Source organism: Vibrio sp. 10N.286.52.C3 (assembly GCF_041468865.1).
GTDB lineage: Bacteria > Pseudomonadota > Gammaproteobacteria > Enterobacterales > Vibrionaceae > Vibrio > Vibrio crassostreae_C.
In genome coordinates this window covers 38,335-61,140 of record NZ_JBFRJM010000031.1, presented here as the reverse complement: position 1 = coordinate 61,140, position 22,806 = coordinate 38,335, and the positions used below count along the sequence as shown (strand labels likewise).

Below are 22,806 nucleotides of genomic sequence, written 5' to 3'. Positions count from 1 at the left end.
GAATTTATTTAGCTTCGTTCGTTTTGATAACAAGCTTACCGAAGTTCTGACCTTCCAATAGGCCCATGAATGCTTGTGGCGCATTTTCTAGACCTTCAACCAGGTGCTCACGATAGTGCATCTTGCCTTGAGACAACCATTCTGTCATTTGAACAGCAAATTCGTTGTAACGGTGTGCGTAGTCATCAAAGATGATGAAACCTTGCATCTTAATTCTTTTAACAAGCAGCATACCCATCAGGCTAGACATACGATCTGGTCCTTCAGGCAGTGAAGTCGCATTGTATTGAGAGATAAGGCCACACACAGGAATACGAGCACCTGTGTTAAGCAGAGGCATTACTGCATCGAATACCTTGCCGCCAACGTTTTCAAAGTAAACGTCGATGCCGTTGTCACACGCTTTAGCCAATTGCTCCGCGAAGTCGTCAGCTTTGTGGTCGATGCATTCATCAAAGCCAAGAATCTCTTTCGCGTACTGACACTTCTCTTGACCGCCTGCAACGCCGATAACACGACAGCCTTTTAGTTTGCCGATTTGTCCAACGGTTGCGCCTACAGCACCTGTTGCTGCTGCAACGACTAGCGTGTCGCCTTCTTTAGGTTGGCCGATATCAAGCAAGCCCATGTAAGCGGTAAAACCAGGCATACCCATGATGCCAAGCGCGTAAGAAGGGTGCGTTGGTTCTTTGCCGAGTTTGATTAGGCCTTCACCGTTAGACACACCAAGATCTTGCCAACCTGTGTAAGCCAGTACCCATTCGCCAACTTCGTAATCAGCGTGGTTTGATTCTTCAACCTGACATACGGTTGCGCCAACCATCACCTCATCAATCTCGACAGGGTCTGCGTAAGATTTAGCATCGCTCATACGACCACGCATGTAGGGGTCTAGAGAAAGGTAAACTGAGCGAAGTAACATCTCGCCGTCTTTGATGCTTGGCGCAGCTATTGTCTCTAAACGGAAGTTGTCTTGAGTCGGTGCGCCAACTGGGCGAGAAGCCAATACGATTCGGCGATTGTCTTGTTGAGTCATTGGATGTCCTTAATTGTGTATTTTATACATTTAGAATTAGACCAGTCGTCTAGTCTTGTTGTCTAAAAATCCCGCCGTCATCAAATTGATAAGAGGGCGGGTGATTTTTTTAAGTTAAAGCCAATAAAGCGCGCTGCGCGTTATTAGCTTTCACCTTTTAAAATTCGTTCGGTAAGGCTCAAAGCTGACTGTAAGCTATGTGAGCTTTGGCTCAGCTTGCTCAATAAGCTGGCGCCTAACCACATTGAGTATAGGTTCTGAGCTGCTTCTTGGCTCTCTTCAACCTTTATGGAGCCATCTTCAATACCGCCGACAATGCACTGTTCGATGGTATTCGTCACTTTTTCTGCACCCTTTAATAGCGCTTGGCGCATAGGATCAGAAAGATCAGAAACTTCCGCGCTGAGTTTAACGACCAAGCATTTATGAGCATTGCAGGTGCCGTTTTCAATCTGTGACCATCGAGTGAAATAACTGACAATTCTCTGGTAATGGTTGCCTTCACCATGAACCAAAATAGTTTCAACTCTGCTGATGTAGGTCTCAAAATAGTGCTGGATCAGAGCCTCGCCAAATTGCTCTTTCGATTTAAAGTAGTGGTAAAACGACCCTTTCGGCACGTCCGCTTCTTTAAGCAATTGCGATAAGCCAACGCCGTTAAAGCCGTTGTTCACTATTAATTGGTAGCCAACATCTAAAACATGCAGGCGTGTGTCATTCGTTTTTTCGTTCATGGGCGGTACTATAAGTTAAATTAGACCAGTCGTCTAGTGGTCGGTTTTCGAGGGTATATTTGGTCGTTGTTACAGTAGCTAAATAGCTCAATATCTAAAGAGGCTTCAAATGTTCAGATATAAAAAAGCCCCGACATAGCGCGTATGTTGGGGCTTAAATCAGTAACTTCGATTATTTGATAGAGATGAGTTCTACATCAAAAATCAGAGTCGATGATGGTGGGATAGGGCCTGAACCGCCTTTACCGTAAGCTAGAGTGCTTGGAATAAATAGACGAACTTTTTGGCCTTCAACCATGTAAGTCAAACCTTCTTGCCAGCCTTTAATTACTTGCTTAAGAGCAAATGAGATTGGCTCGCCGCGCTCAACAGAGCTGTCGAAAACAGTGCCGTCGATTAGCGTACCGTGGTAGTGAACCGTTACTTTGCTGTTCTTAGTTGGGTGCTCTGTGCCTGTACCTTCTTCAAGAACAAGGTATTGAAGACCGCTTTCAGTCGTAATCACGCCTTCTTTAGTGCCGTTTTCAATTAGAAATTGTTGGCCTTGTTCGAAGTTTTCTCCGCCAGACTTATGATTCGTCCAAGTACGGTAAATCATGAAACCCGCCAAAAGAAAGACAATGACCGGGATGACAAATTTAGACATAGTAAAACCTATTTATATTGAGTGCTGAATTTCGTAGTTAATACAAAATGTGTTAATCAGTTGACTAAAGCCGTGATTATGGTTGAGTCAAAAGGTAGTTGATCGTTTTTGCAATGCCAGCAACGTCTTGGTGACCTGCTGTTAGTACTTGGTATTTACCGTTGATGATAAAGGTTGGTACTGAGTTGATCTGACCTTTTACTGAGATCTCTTCTGCTTGCTTAACGTAGTCGAAAAGAGCGACTTGCTGTTCTTTATTCAGCTGGTATGGGCTAACCAAACCACGAGAAGTAAACGCTGTCTCTAGTGCTTGTTGACGCTGCTCAGGTGTTGCATCTGCACCCATTTGAACGGCACCAAATAGGTCGTCCATGAATGCGTGGTCAGGCGTCGCATCAAGCTGCATCACTGCTGTGTAGTAGATCATTGCGCTGATTTGAGCGCTTTCGTTGAACGTCACGTGCATCTTGCCAATAGTTTGGTCTGTTAGAGATTCAATCTCTGGAATGGCACTTTCCATTTGACGGCAGTGACCACAGTTAAGAGAGAAGATTTCAGTGATCGGAGACAAGTTAAATTCTGTTAGAGCAGTAGGAAGCGCTTCGTATTGAACGCCTTTTTGTGGCTCGTCTGTTTCACTACAACCCGCGATAATGAGTACGGCAGCGAGTGCTGTGATGAATTTAGTAAATGGTTTAAACATAATGTTTGCTCTAGCGTTGAGAAGTCGTGAGATTCTAACTATTTAGTACGAATTGGAAAACAATTATAAGGTAAATAAATGCAAACAGTTCGAACTAGCGGCTGAAGACAAGCTAGTAGACGGTTAACTGTGATCAACAGCACTTTTTTGGGTTCTGCTTTCTTTTCGTCTAAAGTTTTTCCCTCGGTGCCGATATAGACATTAGTGAATGGTTTATCTGCATGAGTGGTTGGTGAAGTAATGAGATATTTAGCGATAATGTTAAGCATAGCTTTGGCTGGGTGTGAAGCCACGTCACCAACTGACTTACTTGGCGGTGACATGCTAGAGACTGCACCACAAACCGATTACGACTTGATGCATCCTGAATGGGGTGTGGTTCAAACGACTCATGTAGCAAGCAATCGTGGGTACTCTATCCAGAGTAGCACTCATCAACACAGAACCATCACGACCAACTACGGACGTGGCGTTTCGACTAACGACCCACTGGAAGTCTTTTTAAGACAAAACCGCATCGATTTTGAAGTGTTGCCGGGTAACCATGTGATGGTAAAGCTTGAGCAGCACGTGAACTTTAAAACAGGTTCAGCATTCCCCGAGCCAGCTTATAATCAATGGTTAGATACGCTAGGCAGCTACCTTGCTCAACGCCAAGATATTGATGTGGTGATTGAAGGGCACACCGATAATACGGGCACAGATCGAATCAATGATCCGCTTTCAGAGCAGCGAGCAAAAGAAGTGAAGGCTCGATTAGAGAGTAACTATGTGTCGAGTCGCTCCATTTATACTCGTGGATTTGGCGAATACGTACCAGCTTGCACCAACGCTTCTGCGCAAGGCAAGGCGTGTAACCGCCGTGTGGAATTGATGCTGATTGTAGCGAAGTAGTGGTTTGAACTTTCGCTCCCAATTTGAAGCGATTAACGCCAAATAACAGACATAAAAAATCCCTCACATTAGAGGGATTTTTTGTATCTAGATTTTGTCGCTTTATTGCTTATGCAAACTGCTTTTCTAAGTAAGTTACGATATCTGAAGATTCGTACATCCACTCAGTTTTGCCGTCTTTTTCGATACGTAGACAAGGCACTTTCACACGACCGCCGCCAGCTTCAAGCTCAGCACGGTGTTGTTCGTTGTTTTTTGCATCACGAAGTTCAAATTGAACCGACTGACGTTTCATCGCGCGGCGCACTTTCACACAAAATGGGCACGCTTCGAATTGGTATAACGTGTGCGTTTTTGCTTGCTCATTCACTTTGCTTTGTTCTTCTTGAGAACGCTTCACACCACGTGGGCTGAAAACAAAATTCAATAACAAGATGACACGACCTAAGAACCAACGGATAAACTTCATAACTCTCTCTACATATTTAAAATTAGCGTTACAATTTGCAGCATTATATACACAAGTTTTGTCAGATGCTCGCAACAAACCGCTAATATCTATTTTGTCCGTTCGATCGTATGAGACTTAGCCACATTTAGCCCTAAACGCTTAGACAGTCGAGTCAGATTTGCTCGGTCTGTTTTCAGAACTCGCCCTGCTTGTGCCCAGTTAAAGTTGGCATCTTCCAACACCTCAGTAATGATACTGCGTTGAAAATCGTCCGTTGCACCACGTAGCCCTGCAGAAAGGTCGATCGTTGGTGTCGATAATGGTGTGTTTTTCACCTGAGTCGTCGCAATTGGCTGATCTTGGTCTAGAGGACCACAATCTTCCTTGGTGATTGTCACCAGGTTTTTATTGGTGCTGCGCGCTAACGCTTTCAATGCGGAACGACTGATCACATGCTCAAGTTCACGCACGTTACCCGGCCAACCATAACGGTTTAGGAAAGAAAGAACGTCGGAGCGGAACTTAACTTGGTTGATACCAAGCTTACGACGCGCTTGTTCTAAGAAGAAACCCGCTAATAGGCTGATGTCGTCACCACGATCTTTCAGTGCAGGCACCGCGATAGGGTACACACTCAATCGGTGGTACAAATCGGCTCTGAATCGACCGTCTTCAACTTCTTGTTTTAGATCTCGGTTTGTCGCTGCCAATACTCGCACATCAATGGTTTGAATGTTGTCTTGGCCAACCGGTTGGATTTCGTTGTTTTGCAGCGCACGTAGGAGCTTACTTTGAGCGGCCAAAGGCAATTCACCAATCTCATCAAGGAACAGTGTGCCACCATCGGCTAAAGCAAATTTACCTAAGCGGTTTTTGTCTGCGCCAGTGAACGCGCCACGAACGTGACCAAACAGTTCACTCTCTACTAAGTTTTCAGAAATTGCAGCACAGTTTACGTAGACGAGTGGGTTACGTTTACGTTGAGATTGGTGGTGCAGGGTGCGAGCCACAAGCTCTTTACCAACCCCGGTGTCACCATGAATCAAGATATTAAACTCAGATGGAGCTACAACAGCGATGTCGTTCTTAAGCGCGACCATGGTCTCACTGTTACCAATCAACTCACCGCCGTCACGTTCCCACGCTTCTACGTTCAATTCTTCGAGTAATTGCTTTGACTGTTTTGCTTGATGCTCAAGTTGCGAGAAGGTCAGTGCCATCTGCATGGTTGAGGCTGCAATAGCTGCCAGTACTTCAAGGTTACGCGCCGGAATATTCGCGAAGACATCAGGTTTCAAGCTGTCTAGAGTCAGAATACCTAAGAGCTTATCGCCAAATAGCAAAGGCAAGCCCATACAAGCATGCATTGGTAAATCGCCATCATGGTCAATAAGCAAACCATCGAAAGGATCGGGTAAGGAGCTGTCAGCATCGAAACGAACAGGAGAGCGAGACGCGCAGATCTCTTCAAACCGTGGGTGTTCTGAAATGATAAAGCGACGACCGAACGTATCTCGGCTGAGCCCTTGCATTGCGATAGGTACTAGCGTGTCGCCTTGAAGGCTTAAAAGCGCGACACAATCACACGTTATGGTTTTGCGAATGGCATCGATCAGGCGATTGAAACGATCTTGATCGTTGACACCACTTGCGAGGCCAATGGTCATTTCCATGAGGGTAGATGCGGAGATATCTTGCATAAAAAACTCTAACTGTGTGTGTTTATCTACATAATAGAGTCTTATTGACTTAAAAAAAAGGTCTTTTTGACATTTTTATAAGATGAGTTTTGAGAAGAAAACCAGTAATGACGGGGATTGATAAAGTTGGCACTGATTGTGCAGAAGATACAGAGAAGCCCAATTATAGCGCTGATTAAACAGACCATTCTTGATCTCAATCAATCAGGTTGCATTAATCAGGTTTCGCGATTTTTTGAAATGAAAACGAGTCAAAATAACTCAGTTTCTAAAAATAACTAAGGTTTCAGAAAATCGATAAGTCATTCTTAATTTTTAGTAGTCAAAATGACATATAGGTCATAAGGCTCAGTGTTCGGAGTAAATTCATGCTTAACAATGCACATATCGAAATCATCAAATCTACTATTCCTCTACTTGAGAGCGCAGGCCCAGCTTTAACTCAGCATTTTTATCAACGTATGTTCACGCATAACCCTGAGTTGAAAGATATCTTCAATATGACTCACCAAAGAACAGGTCGCCAAGGCGTAGCACTGTTTGAAGCTATCGCGGCATATGCAAAGAACATTGAAAATCTAGCAGCGTTAACAACTGCCGTTGAACGTATTGCTCAGAAACACACAAGCTTTAACATTCAACCAGAGCACTACCAAATTGTTGGTTTGCACCTGATTGAGACATTACGTGAACTAGCTGCTGACGCCTTTACTCCAGAAGTGGAAGAAGCATGGACAGCCGCTTACCTATTCTTGGCGCAAGTATTCATCGATCGTGAAGCTGAACTTTACCTACAGCGTAAGCAAGCTGTTGGTGGTTGGGAAGCAGCGCGTGCGTTTGTGATTGCAGACAAAATCGAAGAGTCAGCGCTAGTAACAAGTTTTATCCTTCAGCCAAAAGACGGCGGTGAAGTTCTGGATTACACACCAGGTCAATACATCGGTATCGAAGTGAAACCAGAAGGCTCTCAATACAGCGAGATTCGTCAATACTCACTGTCTGATAAGCCAAACGGCAAGCAATACCGTATTTCTGTTAAACGTGAAGGACAAGGCCAAGAGACACAAGGCGTTGTATCTAACCACCTACACGATACGGTTGCTGTTGGTGATGAGGTTAGCCTATACGCACCAGCGGGTGACTTCATGTATCAAGAGCGCAGCAAGCCAGTAACACTTATCTCTGCAGGTGTTGGTGTAACGCCAATGCAGTCTATGCTTGAGTTCCTAAACACGGAAGATAAAAACGAGCCAGTACTTTACCTTCACGCTTGTGAGAACGTAGGCCAACACTCTTTCACGACTCGTGTTAAAGATATTGTTGCCGACAAAGGTTGGGAAGCGAAAACGTGGTACATGAACAAAGATGAATCTGCATGTGAAAACACGCATCAAGGTCAAATGGATCTAGCGTCTATCTCTGATACTAAAGGCTTTGAAGAGAGCGATTTCTACATCTGTGGTCCTGTTGGTTTCATGAAGAACATCGTAGAGCAGCTAGATGCAATGAAAGTTGACCGTTCACGCGTTCACTACGAAGTATTCGGCCCTCACGCTAACTTCTAATAGGTCTCGGCATTTCTAGTAACACTCGCCTGAACTATTAATACCTTGCCTATTCAAAGGCCTCACAGTGTGAGGCCTTTTTGGGTTTGGTTGGTTTTGTCTGACATCATCGACTACTGCAGAACACGATGGTTCAGCTAAGATCTTTTCGCTTCTATCTAAGAACGTTTCATCTTCTTGGACATGTAGTCGGAATCGAAAAACTCAGGCCAGTACATTTTTACGTAACCACCGGCAACCCAAATCACTAGAATGGTGGCGATGGTTAGCTCAAAGAAACCAAACTTGTGTAGCCAATACCATTGTGGGTATTCCGCGCCGAAAAATGTAGTTAGACGATGCATGGCAATAGCGCTGATCACAGATGGGAAGGTGACGGCAGCAATCGAAGGTTGGAACTTCAAACGCATCAGGCGGATGTAACACAAGTAAATCAACAAAGTCATGGTGATGGCAATGCCCGCCAATGCACCTGTTAGAATCGGGTCTGGGTTGTCGAAGTTAACCAAGTAAGCGGCTAAAGATAAGTTAACCGGAGCTGCCATGATAGCGAGTGTTGGTCTTGCTCGGCGAGGAAGATTGCCTTCGAACACCAAGCGGTACAACACCACTGGCAACATAAGGAAATAGATACCAATACAAGTGACCGCAAGTGTTTCTGAAAATACGGTGTGCCCGAACTGTGTGCCAGCTAAGGAACTGCTGATCAAACCGACCGGATACAGAAACCAACTCGGTACAATGTTCGACATTTTGAAGTTGATGATCTGAAAACTGAAGAACAACACCATCATGGTAAAGTGCAGCAATAGCGCGCAGAACCAAACTGGGTAGGCGATAGCTGGCGATATCTCGGCTAAATAGTCGCACAGAATCAGTAAAGCCATGCTCATTGGTGCCATCAAGCTTCCGCTTAACGGGTGGCGAATATCATTAAGGAAGGTATTAAAGCTCGTTAAATAGCGCAGTAAAACAGGCAGCAATAATAGCGCGCCGAATGCAGCGAGGTAGGGACGAATTATCTCACCAATGCCCGGGATATATAACGCCCAAGCTTGTCCTAACCCAATAACGCCAAGTGCTAAAGACGCCTGAGATGGCGGCACATTTTTTACTTGGGTTAATCTTCTCCAGTTCAACGACTTGCTCCGACTTAGTTAATTACAGAATATTGGACTATTTGCCTTAGTTAGAGTGTGTAGGTCTTCCATCAATAGATTTTGAGGGCACTCAACTAATTTTGAGTGGATGATACCAAGTTTAACGTTTGCTTTTTTGATTTTGATACGGAATCGGGAGATTAAGCACGTTGAATGTGTGCTTTTGTTTCATGAGTCATTTGTAATTAACGTACTTCCTCTTGTTGAGGGAGATCTTGTTGTCTTAGTTTTTCGTTTTTCAGCGTACGGTTAAGCAGTTGACTGTAAATTGGCTGCCCACCTAACATTTGAGCAATGATTACCGCACCTAAGCAGGTGATGATCAACGGCAGGATCAGGTAGTAGTTATTGGTCATTTCGATAACCAACAGTATGCCAGTGATAGGCGCTCGCACGGTGGCGGCAAATAATGCTCCCATGCCAGCAATTGCAAACATACCCGGTTCAATATTCAGTTCGGGAAAGAATGCCGCTGCGATAAGCCCGAACGCATAACCAAAGAGTGTTCCTAGCGCAAGCATTGGTGCAAAGATACCGCCTGGCGCACCAGAGCCGAAACAAAGCAGGGTAGTGAGGACTCGGCCTAAGAAAATCAACAACAACACATTGGCGCTGTAGCTGCCATTCGTGATGTTCGGGATGATACCAATACCACCACCAGTTAATTCAGGTATATAGAGCAGCAACAAGCCAAAGCAACCGCCAAGTAGGGTGCCTGTCATCAAGTAGCGTTTACGGTCATTCTTGTGGATCGCCACAAACAGGTCTTGGGAAAGCGTAATCAGTTTATTGAAAATCACACCAAACAGGCCGAACAACACACCTAATAATAAGAATAACCAAAGTGCGTCGAGTTCAGGCGGCTGGTACTGAGGCATTGTGATAACGGCAGATTGGCCATTGATAGAACGAAATACAATGTTGGCTGAAACTGCTGAGATGATGACAGCTTTGATTGATATGAGTGAGTAGCGAAACTGTGGTCTCATCTCCTCAACCACAAACATGATTCCTGCCAGTGGTGCGTTAAATGCGGCGGCTAAGCCACCAGCGGCACCTGAAGCCAACAGTGAGTGGCGAGTGTCATCGTCTTTGACTCGAAAGATATCGGTGACCATGCGACCAATACTGCCGCCCATTTGAACGGTTGGCCCTTCACGGCCTAAAACCATACCAGAGCCTAATGCGCCCATACCGCCAAAGAATTTTACTGGCAATACTCTCCACCATCGAACAGGGCGCATACCGTCCATCGCACCTTCAATTTCGGGGATGCCTGAGCCTGCAGCCTCTGGAGCAAAGCGGTGAACGAGGAAGTAACCAATAAAGGCAAATGCAGCACTAATAAGGAAAGCGGCCAACCAAAGGGGTAAATAGCTACCGATTTCATCTTTAAGCCAATCGGTACGAGTTTCTGTGATGAAATGAACCGCGACTTCGAAATAGGTACCCACTACGCCAGCAAGTACACCTACAATACAAGAAAGAAAGAGAACGGAAGCGGGTGTCTTATCTCTTGAGAGAAATTGATTAATAGCATCCCTTGGCATTTTGGCTAATAAGGATTGCTTAATTTTCTCTCTTCTGGTCATTGAGATAAGGCTCCTGAATGGGTTAAGGCGGGGTTGTCATAAATTATACGCGTCCTCTGCATATCCTATAGCAGCAAAGATGAAAAGTTGAATTTCATTTATGGAATGTACGTGTTACATAAATGGAATCTATGGGAAATTGTGGAATCGCCGTCACAATTTTGATCGATTCTCTGGTGGTGGCTTGAATATCCCCAAAAATGAACCATAGTTAAATTGTAAAGCAACATAACGAACCGCAAGGAGAAGTGAGGTTTTACACACAATTTGGATGGATTCAGAAACAAAGTTTTAGTTCCTCGTTAAATGTTCAGGTCGATATTTAAGGCTTCCTGATTCGCGAACTCACGATTGAGTAACGAGGGTGAGGCGTACTGAGTAAGTACGCCTTTAGTTCGTCTGGAGCATCCCATTTCCTCATTCCGCTTCTACTGCTTTATCTCTTCTGATTATTTTCGCGCCAACCTCTATTAACGAATCTCAGTGTAAACAATCGATTGGGGTCAACTTTTTGGTGATTGAGTATATACTCCCTTAAAAAGGAGAACTGATATGACTAAAAAAGTTCCTACAAACATCATTACGGGTTTCTTGGGTGTTGGTAAAACGACAGCCATCTTGAACCTGCTAAAAAATAAACCTGAGAATGAAAACTGGGCTGTTCTGGTTAATGAATTCGGGGAAATCGGCATTGACGGTGCATTGATGACAGATCAAGGCGCTTTGATTAAAGAAGTGCCGGGTGGATGCATGTGCTGTACTGCGGGCGTGCCTATGTCAGTGGGTATTAATGCCTTACTTCGCCAAAAGCCAGACCGTTTATTGATTGAGCCGACAGGGCTTGGTCACCCTAAACAGGTTATAGCGACACTGACTTCCGATCAGTACACACCATATGTCGATTTAAAAGCGACGCTTGGTTTGGTTGACCCACGAAATCTGTCTAATGAAAAGTACACCTCGAATCAGAATTTTAATGATCAACTAAATAGTGCAGATGTGATTCTTGGTACTAAGGTTGACCTTGTTCATTCTGAAGACATCGATGTGTTCAATGATTGGGTGACGGATCAAACGCCAGCAAAAGTCTTCCATAAGCTAATTCACGATGGTGAAGTGCCATTGGAAGTGTTGGACATTGAAAGAGTATACGGCAGTGCTTCCTCTCATCTTGAAGCGCATCATCATGACCACGCTGAACAAGAGCCTCAATTCCAACTGCCTCCCGGTGAAGCGTTTATCCGTAAAGAGAATAAAGGGCAGGGTTATTTTAGTTGTGGTTGGTTGTTTGGCGCAGAGCATAAGTTTGACTTCGATGCGCTATTCTCAATGTTGTCGGAGCTAACGGCCGAGCGTGTAAAAGCTGTCGTGAACACCGACCAAGGTTGCTACGCATTCAATGTGGCGAATCAAGTCGTGTCTGTGAACGAAATTACGCTTGATGGCTTTGAATCTCGTCTTGAAGTGATCGACTCGCAGTTAATGCCTTGGGACGATCTCGAGCAGATTCTACTCAAGCTGTGTGGCATCAAATAGCGCCATTTTTACTGTTTGAATTGATGATCTCGGTGTTTACTTCGTTGAAGGTGGGGTAAACACCAGATTAAATGAGAAAGTTTGCGTTATATCACGATAAATGTGAGATAAATCACTCTAATTACTTTATAGTGCTCGGCTGAAATAAGAATGTAGGCTGTCTGCTTAAGGAACCCGTAACAATGTCATTTTCCTCTCAAGGTTTTGCTCCTGAATTAGTCAAAGCGTTGATTGAGTGTGGTTATGAAAAACTCACTCCAATTCAACAAAAAGCGATTCCAATGGCTCGTAAAGGCCATGATATTTTTGCTACTGCTCAAACCGGTACGGGTAAAACAGCGGCATTTTCATTGCCTGTTATTCAGCACCTTTTGAACAGCGGTAAAAAGGCGTCTAGAGGAACGGCTCGCGGCCTTATTCTTGCTCCAACTCGTGAGCTTGCTGCGCAGATCGCTCAAAACATTAAAGACTACGTTAAATACACAGATCTAAGTGTTTCTGCGGTTTACGGTGGTAACAAGATGTCTTCACAAGTTCGTCAACTAGAACTGGGTGTGGATATTTTGGTTGCAACACCTGGCCGTTTAGAAGAGCACTTAGAAGCGGGTAACGTGTCTATTGCTAACCTAGAATTTCTAGTATTTGATGAAGCTGACCGTATCCTTGATATGGGCTTTATCAATGCCGTTCGTAAGATCATGTTGGATGTAGAAACATCACCGCAAATCATGATGTTCTCTGCAACGACTTCTACTCAGTTAAACCAACTGTCTGTTGATATTCTGCGTAAACCAAAACGTATTAGTGTTGAGCGCGAAAACTCAACGGCTGCTACTGTCGGCCACGTGGTTTACCCAGTGGATCAAGAGCGTAAAACAGAACTGCTTTCTGAGCTGATTGGTCGTAAAAACTGGCGCCAAGTGCTTGTTTTTGTTAACTACAAAGAAACAGCGAACGATGTAGTTAAAGAGCTTAAGCTAGACGGCATTAAAGCAGTACTGTGTCACGGTGATAAAGCGCAAAGTGCTCGTCGTCGTGCTCTAGACGATTTTAAAGAAGGTAAAGCGCGTGTAATGGTAGCAACCGACGTTGCGGCTCGTGGTCTTGATATCGAAGACTTACCACACGTAATTAACTACGACATGCCTTTCCTAGCAGAAGACTATGTTCACCGTATTGGCCGTACAGGTCGTGCAGGTAAGCAAGGTCACGCTGTCTCTTTCGTTAACCGCGAAGAAGAGCTGACTGTCGTTCAAGTTGAAAAACTGATTCAACAGCGCATTCGTCGTGTTGAACAACCGGGTTATGAACCGAAGAAACGTGATGCTTACATCGAGAAGCTGAACACTAAATCGGCTTACAAAAACCGTCAGGGTCGTAAGAACAACGCGAACGAAGAGCCACAAGATCAAGCAAGCGCTGAACGTCGTTTGACTATGATGAAGCGAATTAAAAACCGTCGTAAGTAATTACGGTTGGTGATTGAAAAGAGCCACTGTTATGTGGCTCTTTTTGTTTGTATTGATCGCAATATTGTTTATTGTCATTACTGCTTCGTTTCAACCTCGCTTCATTTCAAGCCCGATCAAGAAACAAGAACTAATAAATAAAAACAAGTCGATAAGGTAATAATATGGATAGCGCACTACTTTGGGCTTTTATTCCCACGTTTTTCTTCGTGTCAATCACGCCCGGTATGTGTATGACTTTGGCGTTGACACTTGGAATGAGTGTTGGATACAAGCGTACATTATGGATGATGATCGGTGAACTGGCTGGTGTCGCTGTGGTTTCTATTGCCGCGGTATTGGGTATCGCTTCGATCATGTTGAATTACCCATGGCTATTTACGGGCTTTAAATTTGTTGGTGCGGGTTACCTGTTTTATTTAGGCGTTCAGATGTGGCGTTCGAGAGGCAAACTGGCGATCAGTACTGACAACCAAACAACAAAAGTCAGCAATGATTGGGACTTGGTGGTTCAAGGTTTTGTCACTGCAATTGCGAACCCAAAAGGCTGGGCGTTTATGATTTCTTTGCTGCCTCCTTTTATTAACAGCAATAAAGACTTAGCACCGCAGTTGTTCATTCTCGTGTCAATCATTCTGGTTTCTGAGTTTGTTTGCATGACCTTATACGCGACAGGCGGAAAGAGCTTAAAGCATATGCTGGGCAAAGCCGACAATGTTAAGTTGATGAACCGCATTGCAGGTACGTTGATGATGGGTGTTGGTGTGTGGCTGTTCGTGAGTTAATTCTGAAAAGCGATAACGGTTAGAGATCTCCGACTCAGTCGTCCCTCCTTCTCGAGGATGACTAGAGCTTGGTATGACGAGCTCTTTGGATGATGATAAGTTTTTAAGGCTTGGTTCCTTACTTAAACCGAAGAATGCATAGAATATAAAAAGAGCAATAGGGCATTTGGCCTTATCGCTCTTTTTGATTTTACTGAGCTAGCGAACAGAAACTAGATAACAGAAATGTTTCTGATCTTAGCTAGATTTGCGTATTAAACCGCGATTTCACCGCCGTCTTCACGACGAATCACAACCGTAGATGCTCTTGGACGAACATTGCCTTGAGTTTGTGCTGTTGCATCTTCAGACGATGGCCAGTTTGCAGGGTGTTGAATGTTCACAAACAGTGATTTGAAATCTGGGCTGATGGTAAAGCCAGTCACTTCACAACCGTTTGGACCCACAAAGAAGCGTTTAAGCTGTGCTTGGTTGTTTGCATCAATCACCGCACTGTTGCCGTTGTCATCCGTTAACTGAGATGGAACCACTGCCAGCATTTGGTCATTGGTGTAGCCAGTTACTTCGTCTGCGCCGTTATCTGTCTGAATCCACAAGATGCCACGAGCATCAAACGCTAAGCCGTCAGGGCTCGCGAATTGGTTCATGTCTGTTAGACCAGAGCGGTTAATAGACTTGTCTTCCACTGCTGGTGAACCAAATACGAAGATATCCCAATCGAACTCGCCTGCCGTTTTGCCTTCATCCCAACGGATAACATGACCGAACTTGTTGTCTACGCGAGGGTTCGCAGAGTTCGCTTCTTTACGCTTGTTGTTATTAGTCAGCGTTAGGTAAGCCGTACCCGTCATTGGGTCAACAGAGCACCATTCAGGGCGATCCATTGGCGTTGCACCAACAAGGTCGGCAGCGCCCGCTGTATTGATGATAAGCGCTGCTTGAGAGTCAAATGAATCACCTAGCTTGCCGCCGTTTGTAGTCTTGCTGCCCAACGTTAGTGGTAGCCACGTACCTGAACCGTCATCGTTGAACTTAGCCACATACAGCGTGCCTTTATCCATGTACTTGTCACCCGCACTTAGGCGATTACTCGGTTCTGCGTCACGCGGGTCCCATTTCTCTTCAGAAACAAATTTGTATAGGTATTCAAAGCGAGAATCGTGACCAGAGTAGAATACGATTGGCTCGCCTTCGGTCAACTTACCAAACGTACAGCCTTCGTGACGGAAACAACCCAGTGCAGAACGTTTCTTAGCGCGAGAGTTTGCTGTGTATGGGTCTATTTCAACAATGTAGCCGTGACCGTGTGCTTCGTTACGGTAATCGTCCATTGCTGACTCACCTGTTGGTGTTACGTTAAAGCGAGCAAATTCGTCTAGGCGTTCTTGTTTGTTACCTGAAAGCGTGTCCCAACCGTAACGTGTTTTGTCAGTAGCGATACCAATACGTTCTTGCGCTGGCGTTGTCTCGCCTTTATTAACGAAATAACCCGGCCAGTTTTCTTCACACGTTAGGTAAGTGCCCCATGGCGTGTAGCCATTACCACAGTTGTTTAACGTGCCACGAGCTTGGCTGCCATCTTGTGAGAATTTGGTTTTGGTAAATTCACTGTGAGCAACAGGGCCAGACAGATCCATTACGGTCGCGCCCGTGTAGCGGCGGTTAAGTGGATCGTTATCGACCATCACCCATTGGTTGCCTTCAAGTTTTACACGAACCACACTGACGCCGTGTGCGTTGATCTCTTTACGTACTTCATCAAGGCTAGGGCGGTTGCCTTCATCGTATGTAGGACCATTAGCGTGCAGTGCTTTTTGGTCGATGTATTCGTGGTTAATCACCAACAAACCGTCGTTGCTGTTGCCATTAAGCGGGAAGAAGTGCATGCCGTCGTGGTGCATGCCCAGTGAGTTTGCTTGATCTTGTGGGTTGTTGGTGCCGTCTTTTAACCAAGCCTTGCCTTGCTTGTTAAGTGGAGTACCCCAAGGAACCAATACTTGTGCTGTATAGCCTTTTGGCACAACGACACTGTCTGTCAATGAGCCTTTAACCGATTCGAATGCAAGTGTAGCAGTGCTTTTTTGCGGTGCGCTAGATGATGCTGTCGCCGCGTGCGCCGTGCTGTGGCCTGCTAAACCAAAAGCACCAAATGCGGTCATTGCACTGATGCCTAAACCGCCTTTGAGAACGTTTCTTCTTGAAAGGTTCGCATCTAAAACTTCTTCGAAGGGTTTGTTTTTGCTCTTGTTAAAACGAGTGCTATCAAATGTTTCCTTGCTCATCTCGACAGCTTCCTATTGGCTGATTTTATTATTCGTTATTCATGACTAACCCAGTTACTAACTAATTGGTTAATAAGTTGGGTCAATGTGTGACTAATCGTGAAGCAGTTAAGTGACAGATTTTTATAGATTTGATTAAGGTTTTGTTTCTGTAGCACGAATTTTGCCATTAACACTCTCGTGCAAGACAAAACTCTTGGGGATTAGGGTAGAACTGTGTATAAATGCTTTATCAAACGAAAAGAGAGACAGTTATGAAATTAGATAAAATCGAAAACAAAAATCGCCGCCTACGCAAAAAGCTATACCTAGGTGAATTCGCGATTCTGGGTTTTGAAGTAAGCTGCAAGACTTCGATTGCTGATTTTGACCAATACGATGTGTTCATTGACGAGTTCATTGATTTCATCGACAGCATCGGTCTGTGCTTTGGTGGCGGCGGCCTTGAGCTGTTTGAAGGTTTCTTATGCTCAATTGAGCGCTACCGTTCAGTAACAGAAGCAGAACAACTGCAAGTTGCTCAATGGCTTGAAGCTCGTGCTGAAGTAAGCAAAGTGGAAGTTAGCGAACTGATTGACGCAAACTACGCGTTTTAATTTGATGTTGTGTTGTTAGCTCGATTGAAAGGCCAAATACGGCTTAGGAAAGAGTAACAACAGTACGCTAGAATAAAGGCCGAATCGTTAAATCGATTCGGCCTTTTTGCGTTTTATTCGTTCCATTTCTATTCTTTATCTTCTTTTCTATCCCTTCTGACGTAAATGATAAATTGATATTTTTCGATTAAATATTAGTACTTTATCGCTATTTTTATTTGCAGTAATAAGTTTGGATAAACTTGTGAGAGTTTTATGAGAATTCAATGAAGTTGCTGATAGATTTGATCGTCATTCTTAGAGTCAACAACACCACAGTTCGTTCTGGCAAAGGTAACGGTATATCGCTGTTATTCGTTTTGTTGGCAACGATAGGACTCGATAAAGGATGGAATCAAAATGAATAAACGTACTCAAATCAGCTTAGTGATCAGCTCGGCTATGTTGGCCTTCGGAGCGGCTCAAGTTCAGGCTGCTGAGCTTGAAGTCACTGTCACTAATGCAACGAAAGGGATCTACTTTACGCCTATCTTAGCGGCGGCTCATGACTCAAGCTTGTTCATGTTTAGAACGGGTGAAACGGCTTCTTCGGAACTAGAGTCCATGGCCGAAGGTGGCGATATTTCAGGTTTATCTGGTGTCATTGCCAACGCGGGAGGCGTGGTGGTTGAGAACCCAGCGGCCGGCATCCTCAATCCAGGCGTCGCAACTACGTTTGATATCAGTACTGGTGATTTAGAGTACCTATCATTGGGTGCAATGTTGCTGCCGACAAACGACGGCTTTGTTGGTCTAGATAGCTGGAAGATCCCAACTCAAGCGGGCACCTACAAAGCGACTCTAAATGGTTATGACGCAGGCACAGAAGCCAATGATGAGCTGGCGGGCAGTATGCCGAACCCTCCATTCATTACCTTTGGCGCTGGTGGCACAGGTGTAGAAACGGCAGTATCAAACGCTAAGGTTCATATTCATCCAGGTAACATTGGTGATGGTGATGCGGCGGGCGGCATCAGTGACCTCGATAGCAGTAGCCATCGATGGTTAAACCCTGTTGCAACTATCACCATTGTTGTGAAGTAAGGGGGATGTATGAAAGCTAGAATTCTATTTATCGCTGCATCAGTAGCTGTGTTAGCGGGTTGTCCGGACGATGACGACGATTACTATCGCTATGATGTGAGTGTTACTAACCTCACCCCCAATCAACCAATGTCACCACTCGCGGTGTTGACTCACAATACGAATTTTGATCTGTTTGAAGTTGGGCAAAGTGCCTCTGTCGATCTGGAATACTTGGCGGAAGGGGGTAGTAATGCACAATTGCTTGCGCTCAGTGACAGTGACGCCAATGTTTATCAAGGCATCTCAGGCAATGGACTGATTCTTTCAGGTGAGCAAGACACGGTGTCGATTCGTGTCGACCCAAATCAAGAAGGGTATATCTCAGTTGCTTCCATGTTGGTGAACACCAATGATGCGTTTGTCGGCGAATCCGGATTATCGCTCAAGTCATTAGCGGTGGGTGATACCTTTACCATGAACATGAATGTTTGGGATTCGGGAACTGAGCTGAACGATGAGCTTGCTGCAACCATTCCGGGACCAGCAGGCGGTGGTGAAGGTTTTAATACCACACGAGACGACACCGATATAGTGAGTTTTCACTCTGGCGTAATCAGCCAAGATGATGGCCTTACGACTTCTACTTTAAGTGCAAATCATCGTTTCCTTAACCCCGGTGCAAGAATCACCATTACTCGAACTCAGTAACAGGTTGAAAGCACGATGAAAGAATTCCTGCTCTGTTCCGGTCAATTGAAAGGTGGGCAGACTCCGAATAGAGCAGGGATAATGAACAGTGCTGCGGTAAATTTGATGGCAAACATATTGTTAGTCGAAGACGATGACGACTTGGCTGAGCTGGTGCAGATGCATCTCAAGTTCCAAGGACATGATGTTGTAAGGACCAACTCAATTGAAATGGCTCAAGCGCTATATCAGGGAAGCCAGTTTGATTTGATCGTGCTTGATCGAGGCTTACCTGACGGCGATGGTCTCGATTTTTGTCGAATGTTGCGTCAGCAAGAGGATTGGACGCCAGTACTCATGCTAACCGCAAGAGACGCTGAGTTAGATAAGGTGTCAGGCTTAGAAGCCGGTGTTGATGACTACATAACGAAACCTTTCAGCGTTCTCGAGTTTCAAGCAAGAGTAAGGAACGTGCTTCGCCGTTTAAGTCATGTCGAATCAGCGACTCAAGAGGTTGTGCCAGCAGAATCAATTATGAATTTTGGTGGGCTCACTATTCAACCTGAACGTCATCAAGTGTCACTCAATAATCAAGACGTACCGCTGACTGCTACCGAGTTTACCTTACTTCATTTCTTAGCAACCCGCCCGGGGCGTGTGTATAGCAAAGACGAGCTGCTCGATCATGTTTGGAATACTCATCACTCTGGCTATCACCATACCGTTTGTAGCACAGTCAACCGGCTAAGAACCAAGCTTGCGATGCCGAATAGTGATGATGATTTCATTAAAACCGTTTGGGGTGTGGGCTATAAGTTTGAGTCGAAAGCTTAGGCCTATGTGTCGCGCCCGAAGTTTACTAAAAGGCCAGTAACACCTAAGAGCCATCGAGGAAAGAACATGAGTTTCAAATCGCGTTTAGTGTTGTTTACCAGTTTGTGGTTTCTGCTCGTGAGTGTGGTGATTGCCTACACGTATCATTGGCAAAAAGAGACCATAGAACAAAGAACTAAACAGAGCTTACACAAAGAGCTCGCGGTTCACATGCGCGATGATAATCCGCTAATGATTGGGACTGACTACAATCCTAAAGCGCTCAAATCTATATTTCATACCTTGATGTTGATAGGGCCAGATTTTGATATGTATTTCCTCGACAGTCAGGGCAAGATTACGACTCATGCTGCGCCAGAAGGCACTGTGCTAGCCAACCAGATAGACTTAGCACCCATTCAACAGTTTTTAAACGACGAGCCTTATCCCATTCTGGGGGAAGATCCGATCAATCCCGGGGCTCGTAAGGTGTTTTCCGTAGCAGCGATTGAAGAGCTAGGTTCGACCGTCGGGTATCTGTACGTTTTGATTGGCAGTAATCGTCACACCGTGATTGCCAATTCGCAGGTCGACACGCCATACATTGCGCTCGCGGGGCTCATGCTGATCTCTATCTTGGGTTTTGCAGTTGGGGCTTATCTATTGGTTAAACGTAGCCTGTTAAACCCAATAGAAGCAGTAACCAACAAGCTGCAACAACAAGCAGAGCAAGATTTTCGATTGGACCCGAACTTCATTCATCAAGTACCAGAATTGGTGCCGATTGCACGCTCGTATCAGTTGATGGCGAAGCACATTCAACAGCAATTTTTGCAACTTGAATATCAGTCGTCACATCGAAGACAAAGCTTATTACAGCTCAGTCATGATTTGAAAACGCCATTGTCGAGTGTATTGGGGTATCTAGAAACGTGGAGGATTCAAAACCCACATTCGGATCCACTCATAGATGTGGCATATCGCAATGGCAACAAGTTATCTGAACAGCTCCATTCGCTGTTAGATAGCGCCAAGAAAGATAACCCGGTACCCACATATCAATACGCTTCAATCGATTTCAATGGGCTGATGAGCGAATGCTTAGAAACGATACAAAGCAAATATCGCCATAAAAATGTTGAGTTGAACATTAATATGCCTATTGGAATCAAGGCTGTGGGTGACAGTGATCTGCTTGAGAGGTTGATTTTGAATCTGTTAGATAATGCATTGAGGCATAGCCCAAGTGGCACTGTGGTGTCGTTAGATGTTGGTTTTGAAGCGGATTCCAAACGGGTGAAGGTGGTGATTCATAATGAGGTTGAACTGGAAGCGCCGAATGGTTCTTTGGGAATAGGAACCAAGATCGCGCAGTCGATACTGATGTTGCATCACAGTGTGCTAGAAACAACAAAGGCAGAGAACTCCTTTCAGCAAAGCTTTTATTTGCCTTCGGTATAGCTCTGTCTGCCTTCGTTTAGCTCGATGTATACTTACGTAGAACTAACGTTAAGCGTCTTTACTGTCTTCGTTGCCTTCGTTCACTTTCGCGTAGAAGTGAAGTAGCTCAGTTAATTCTTTAACCCAGCCAAACGCATCTTTAGGTGCGTTCTTTAAGATCTTTTCTACTTTCTCACAGTGCACTTCGATTGCGATTGCTTCTTCAAGGTTGAAAGAAATTGAGTAGAAGTGCCAAAGCAGTAGGCGAGTCATTCGCTCGATGTTCTGTTGCGAGTTATCCGACTCTGAGAAGGCTAGGTTTACTTCACCAAGCGCGATAGCTGTCATTCGAAGCATTGCGTCAAATTTCGCTGATTGCATGCGTTCTTCGCTGGTGACTTCTTCTTGCTCGAACGTAAACAATTCCGTCATTGCATCTTCAGGAACAAGGCGATGAATCATTCTTAAACTAAATTCTTCTAGTTCATGGCGAGGCATGGTGATTAAGCAATTTAAGGTGTAGTCGCGTTGCATGGTGTTCTCTTGGATCTGCAAAAAGGTCGGACAGTTTAATGGAGAAGCGAGCTCAGAAAAAGCAGATTTTAGATAAGCCTACGTTTGTGGGCTTATCTGTGTACTACAAGCCCTAAAATCGATGCTTATGGGAACTGTATTTAGGTTTGAACGCAGTATCAGGCTTTGCTGTGGCTTGGCGGTTGGTACTGCATCGACTGGTCGTTTCTCATGAATATGTTGCTCGCGACCAAACTGCCGATGCAAATAGAACCAAGGGCGAGCCAAGTCATCGCATCAGGAATCTCGTTGAATAGTGGGATCGCCAACAAGGTCGCCACTGCGGGTGTTGCACTGCCAAAAGCGGCAGAGCGTTCAGCCCCTAAGGTATTAACCGCATAAAGGTAAGTGAACGCAGCGATTAAACCCGCCCCAACGCCTTGCACTGTTGAATGAACGGCAAGCTCCGTGAAGGGCCAATTAGCGATTGGTGTGTCCATTAGGTGGCTTGGGAGGGTTCCAGTCAGGATTAGGACGAGTAAAAGCAAAGTAGAACAGAGAGAAATAAAACCGGCACTGACTAACGCATTAAGATTAGCGACACGGGCTGAGATGGTGAACATCGCCCACATTAAGCTTCCGCATAAAAACAACAAATGACCTTTGGTGTATTCGAAGTTGAAGCTGCTTAAGCTACTCCCTAAAAACAACAGTATGCCGAGCAAAACCAAACCTAAACCAACAACACGATGTCGGCTGAGTGGCTGCTTAAAAAAGAGTACCGCAATTCCTGTAACGAACAGAGGAAGCGTGCCCGGAACAAGAGCACTGCCATGAGATACCGGAACAAACTGCATGGCCGTTCCGGCAACAAGCAGATAAGGTAATCCGCTACCTACGAACATACCCGTTAGATACCGTTTAGGGACGACGGCAATCGCGCTGCGTGCTTTCCACATCAAAGGCAATAACACCAAAGCCGGTATGAGAAATCTTGTGAGGGCGATATCTGCAGGTGTTAAATCTGAATTTGCGCCGCCTTTAAGAGAAAGAAAAAAGCTCGCCCAAATGAGTAGGGTGACAGTAATAGATAAGTAGCCAAGATTCATAATATAGAAGGAGAGTGGGTGATGACTAAT

General features: G+C 44.9%; 22 protein-coding genes. 11 read left to right on the top strand and 11 right to left on the bottom strand.

Translation table 11 applies throughout. The features are described 5' to 3' along the window. Positions 1–4: 4 nt before the first annotated feature. From AB4138_RS13420 to AB4138_RS13405, 4 genes are all read right to left on the bottom strand, one after another. On the bottom strand, positions 5–1,036 hold the full coding sequence (locus tag AB4138_RS13420; RefSeq protein ID WP_371722083.1) for an NADP-dependent oxidoreductase: 1,032 nt from the start codon (positions 1,034–1,036) through the stop codon (positions 5–7). 143 nt (positions 1,037–1,179) lie between these two features. Further along, positions 1,180–1,770, bottom strand: a complete 591-nt coding sequence (locus AB4138_RS13415) for a TetR/AcrR family transcriptional regulator (protein WP_017062643.1) — start codon at positions 1,768–1,770, stop codon at positions 1,180–1,182. 172 nt (positions 1,771–1,942) lie between these two features. After that, positions 1,943–2,416 carry an FKBP-type peptidyl-prolyl cis-trans isomerase gene (locus tag AB4138_RS13410; protein WP_017062642.1) on the bottom strand — a complete coding sequence of 158 codons (474 nt, stop codon included), beginning with the start codon at positions 2,414–2,416 and terminating at the stop codon, positions 1,943–1,945. 76 nt (positions 2,417–2,492) lie between these two features. Beyond that, positions 2,493–3,119 carry a thioredoxin domain-containing protein gene (locus AB4138_RS13405; RefSeq protein WP_017062641.1) on the bottom strand — a complete coding sequence of 209 codons (627 nt, stop codon included), beginning with the start codon at positions 3,117–3,119 and terminating at the stop codon, positions 2,493–2,495. 258 nt (positions 3,120–3,377) lie between these two features. On the opposite strand from AB4138_RS13405, the gene AB4138_RS13400 reads away from it, so the two are divergent. After that, a complete protein-coding gene (locus AB4138_RS13400; protein ID WP_104216162.1) occupies positions 3,378–4,013 on the top strand; it encodes an OmpA family protein in 636 nt (211 codons plus the stop codon). A gap of 109 nt (positions 4,014–4,122) precedes the next feature. Here the strand turns inward: AB4138_RS13400 and AB4138_RS13395 are convergent, their stop codons facing one another. Then, positions 4,123–4,482: a glutaredoxin gene (locus AB4138_RS13395; protein WP_017062638.1), complete on the bottom strand. Its 360-nt coding sequence runs from the start codon at positions 4,480–4,482 to the stop codon at positions 4,123–4,125. 89 nt (positions 4,483–4,571) lie between these two features. Next, positions 4,572–6,164, bottom strand: coding sequence for a nitric oxide reductase transcriptional regulator NorR (norR, locus tag AB4138_RS13390; protein ID WP_372306323.1), 1,593 nt, complete (start codon positions 6,162–6,164; stop codon positions 4,572–4,574). A gap of 368 nt (positions 6,165–6,532) precedes the next feature. Here norR and hmpA point away from each other — a divergent pair, with 368 nt between their 5' ends. Continuing rightward, positions 6,533–7,729, top strand: a complete 1,197-nt coding sequence (gene hmpA / locus AB4138_RS13385) for an NO-inducible flavohemoprotein (RefSeq protein WP_017062636.1) — start codon at positions 6,533–6,535, stop codon at positions 7,727–7,729. Between the two features lie 158 nt (positions 7,730–7,887). Here hmpA and AB4138_RS13380 read toward each other — a convergent pair whose 3' ends face one another. After that, complete coding sequence (locus AB4138_RS13380) at positions 7,888–8,835, bottom strand: TDT family transporter (RefSeq protein ID WP_017062635.1); 948 nt, start codon at positions 8,833–8,835, stop codon at positions 7,888–7,890. 239 nt (positions 8,836–9,074) lie between these two features. After that, positions 9,075–10,481, bottom strand: a complete 1,407-nt coding sequence (gene clcA, locus AB4138_RS13375) for a H(+)/Cl(-) exchange transporter ClcA (RefSeq protein WP_102397989.1) — start codon at positions 10,479–10,481, stop codon at positions 9,075–9,077. A gap of 552 nt (positions 10,482–11,033) precedes the next feature. Between clcA and AB4138_RS13370 the strand changes: the two genes are divergently transcribed. From AB4138_RS13370 to AB4138_RS13360, 3 genes are all read left to right on the top strand, one after another. Further along, complete coding sequence (locus tag AB4138_RS13370) at positions 11,034–12,017, top strand: GTP-binding protein (protein ID WP_372306320.1); 984 nt, start codon at positions 11,034–11,036, stop codon at positions 12,015–12,017. Between the two features lie 182 nt (positions 12,018–12,199). Continuing rightward, positions 12,200–13,486, top strand: a complete 1,287-nt coding sequence (locus AB4138_RS13365) for a DEAD/DEAH box helicase (protein WP_372306317.1) — start codon at positions 12,200–12,202, stop codon at positions 13,484–13,486. A 164-nt stretch (positions 13,487–13,650) separates the two neighbouring features. Then, on the top strand, positions 13,651–14,271 hold the full coding sequence (locus tag AB4138_RS13360) for a LysE family translocator (RefSeq protein WP_017064486.1): 621 nt from the start codon (positions 13,651–13,653) through the stop codon (positions 14,269–14,271). 254 nt (positions 14,272–14,525) lie between these two features. Here the strand turns inward: AB4138_RS13360 and AB4138_RS13355 are convergent, their stop codons facing one another. Then, a complete protein-coding gene (locus AB4138_RS13355) occupies positions 14,526–16,553 on the bottom strand; it encodes a PhoX family phosphatase (RefSeq protein WP_372306314.1) in 2,028 nt (675 codons plus the stop codon). Positions 16,554–16,807: 254 nt separating this feature from the next. Here AB4138_RS13355 and AB4138_RS13350 point away from each other — a divergent pair, with 254 nt between their 5' ends. The 6 genes from AB4138_RS13350 to AB4138_RS13325 all read left to right on the top strand — a co-directional run bounded on the left by AB4138_RS13350 (position 16,808) and on the right by AB4138_RS13325 (position 21,175). Continuing rightward, entirely contained in the window at positions 16,808–17,149 is a 342-nt protein-coding gene (locus AB4138_RS13350) for a YggL family protein (protein WP_048606344.1), read from the top strand. 266 nt (positions 17,150–17,415) lie between these two features. Then, complete coding sequence (locus tag AB4138_RS13345; RefSeq protein WP_017067451.1) at positions 17,416–17,556, top strand: hypothetical protein; 141 nt, start codon at positions 17,416–17,418, stop codon at positions 17,554–17,556. Continuing rightward, on the top strand, positions 17,549–18,232 hold the full coding sequence (locus AB4138_RS13340) for a spondin domain-containing protein (protein ID WP_065583911.1): 684 nt from the start codon (positions 17,549–17,551) through the stop codon (positions 18,230–18,232). The genes AB4138_RS13345 and AB4138_RS13340 overlap by 8 nt, the downstream gene beginning before the upstream one ends. A gap of 9 nt (positions 18,233–18,241) precedes the next feature. Then, positions 18,242–18,922, top strand: a complete 681-nt coding sequence (locus AB4138_RS13335; protein ID WP_017072230.1) for a spondin domain-containing protein — start codon at positions 18,242–18,244, stop codon at positions 18,920–18,922. Between the two features lie 81 nt (positions 18,923–19,003). After that, positions 19,004–19,735 (top strand): response regulator transcription factor, encoded by a 732-nt coding sequence (locus AB4138_RS13330; RefSeq protein WP_372306367.1) that lies wholly within the window; start codon positions 19,004–19,006, stop codon positions 19,733–19,735. A gap of 66 nt (positions 19,736–19,801) precedes the next feature. Further along, positions 19,802–21,175, top strand: coding sequence for a sensor histidine kinase (locus AB4138_RS13325; protein WP_372306311.1), 1,374 nt, complete (start codon positions 19,802–19,804; stop codon positions 21,173–21,175). 48 nt (positions 21,176–21,223) lie between these two features. Here the strand turns inward: AB4138_RS13325 and AB4138_RS13320 are convergent, their stop codons facing one another. Continuing rightward, positions 21,224–21,688 (bottom strand): hypothetical protein, encoded by a 465-nt coding sequence (locus AB4138_RS13320; protein ID WP_017062624.1) that lies wholly within the window; start codon positions 21,686–21,688, stop codon positions 21,224–21,226. Between the two features lie 158 nt (positions 21,689–21,846). Continuing rightward, positions 21,847–22,776: a DMT family transporter gene (locus AB4138_RS13315; protein ID WP_017064490.1), complete on the bottom strand. Its 930-nt coding sequence runs from the start codon at positions 22,774–22,776 to the stop codon at positions 21,847–21,849. Between the last annotated feature and the right edge of the window lie 30 nt (positions 22,777–22,806).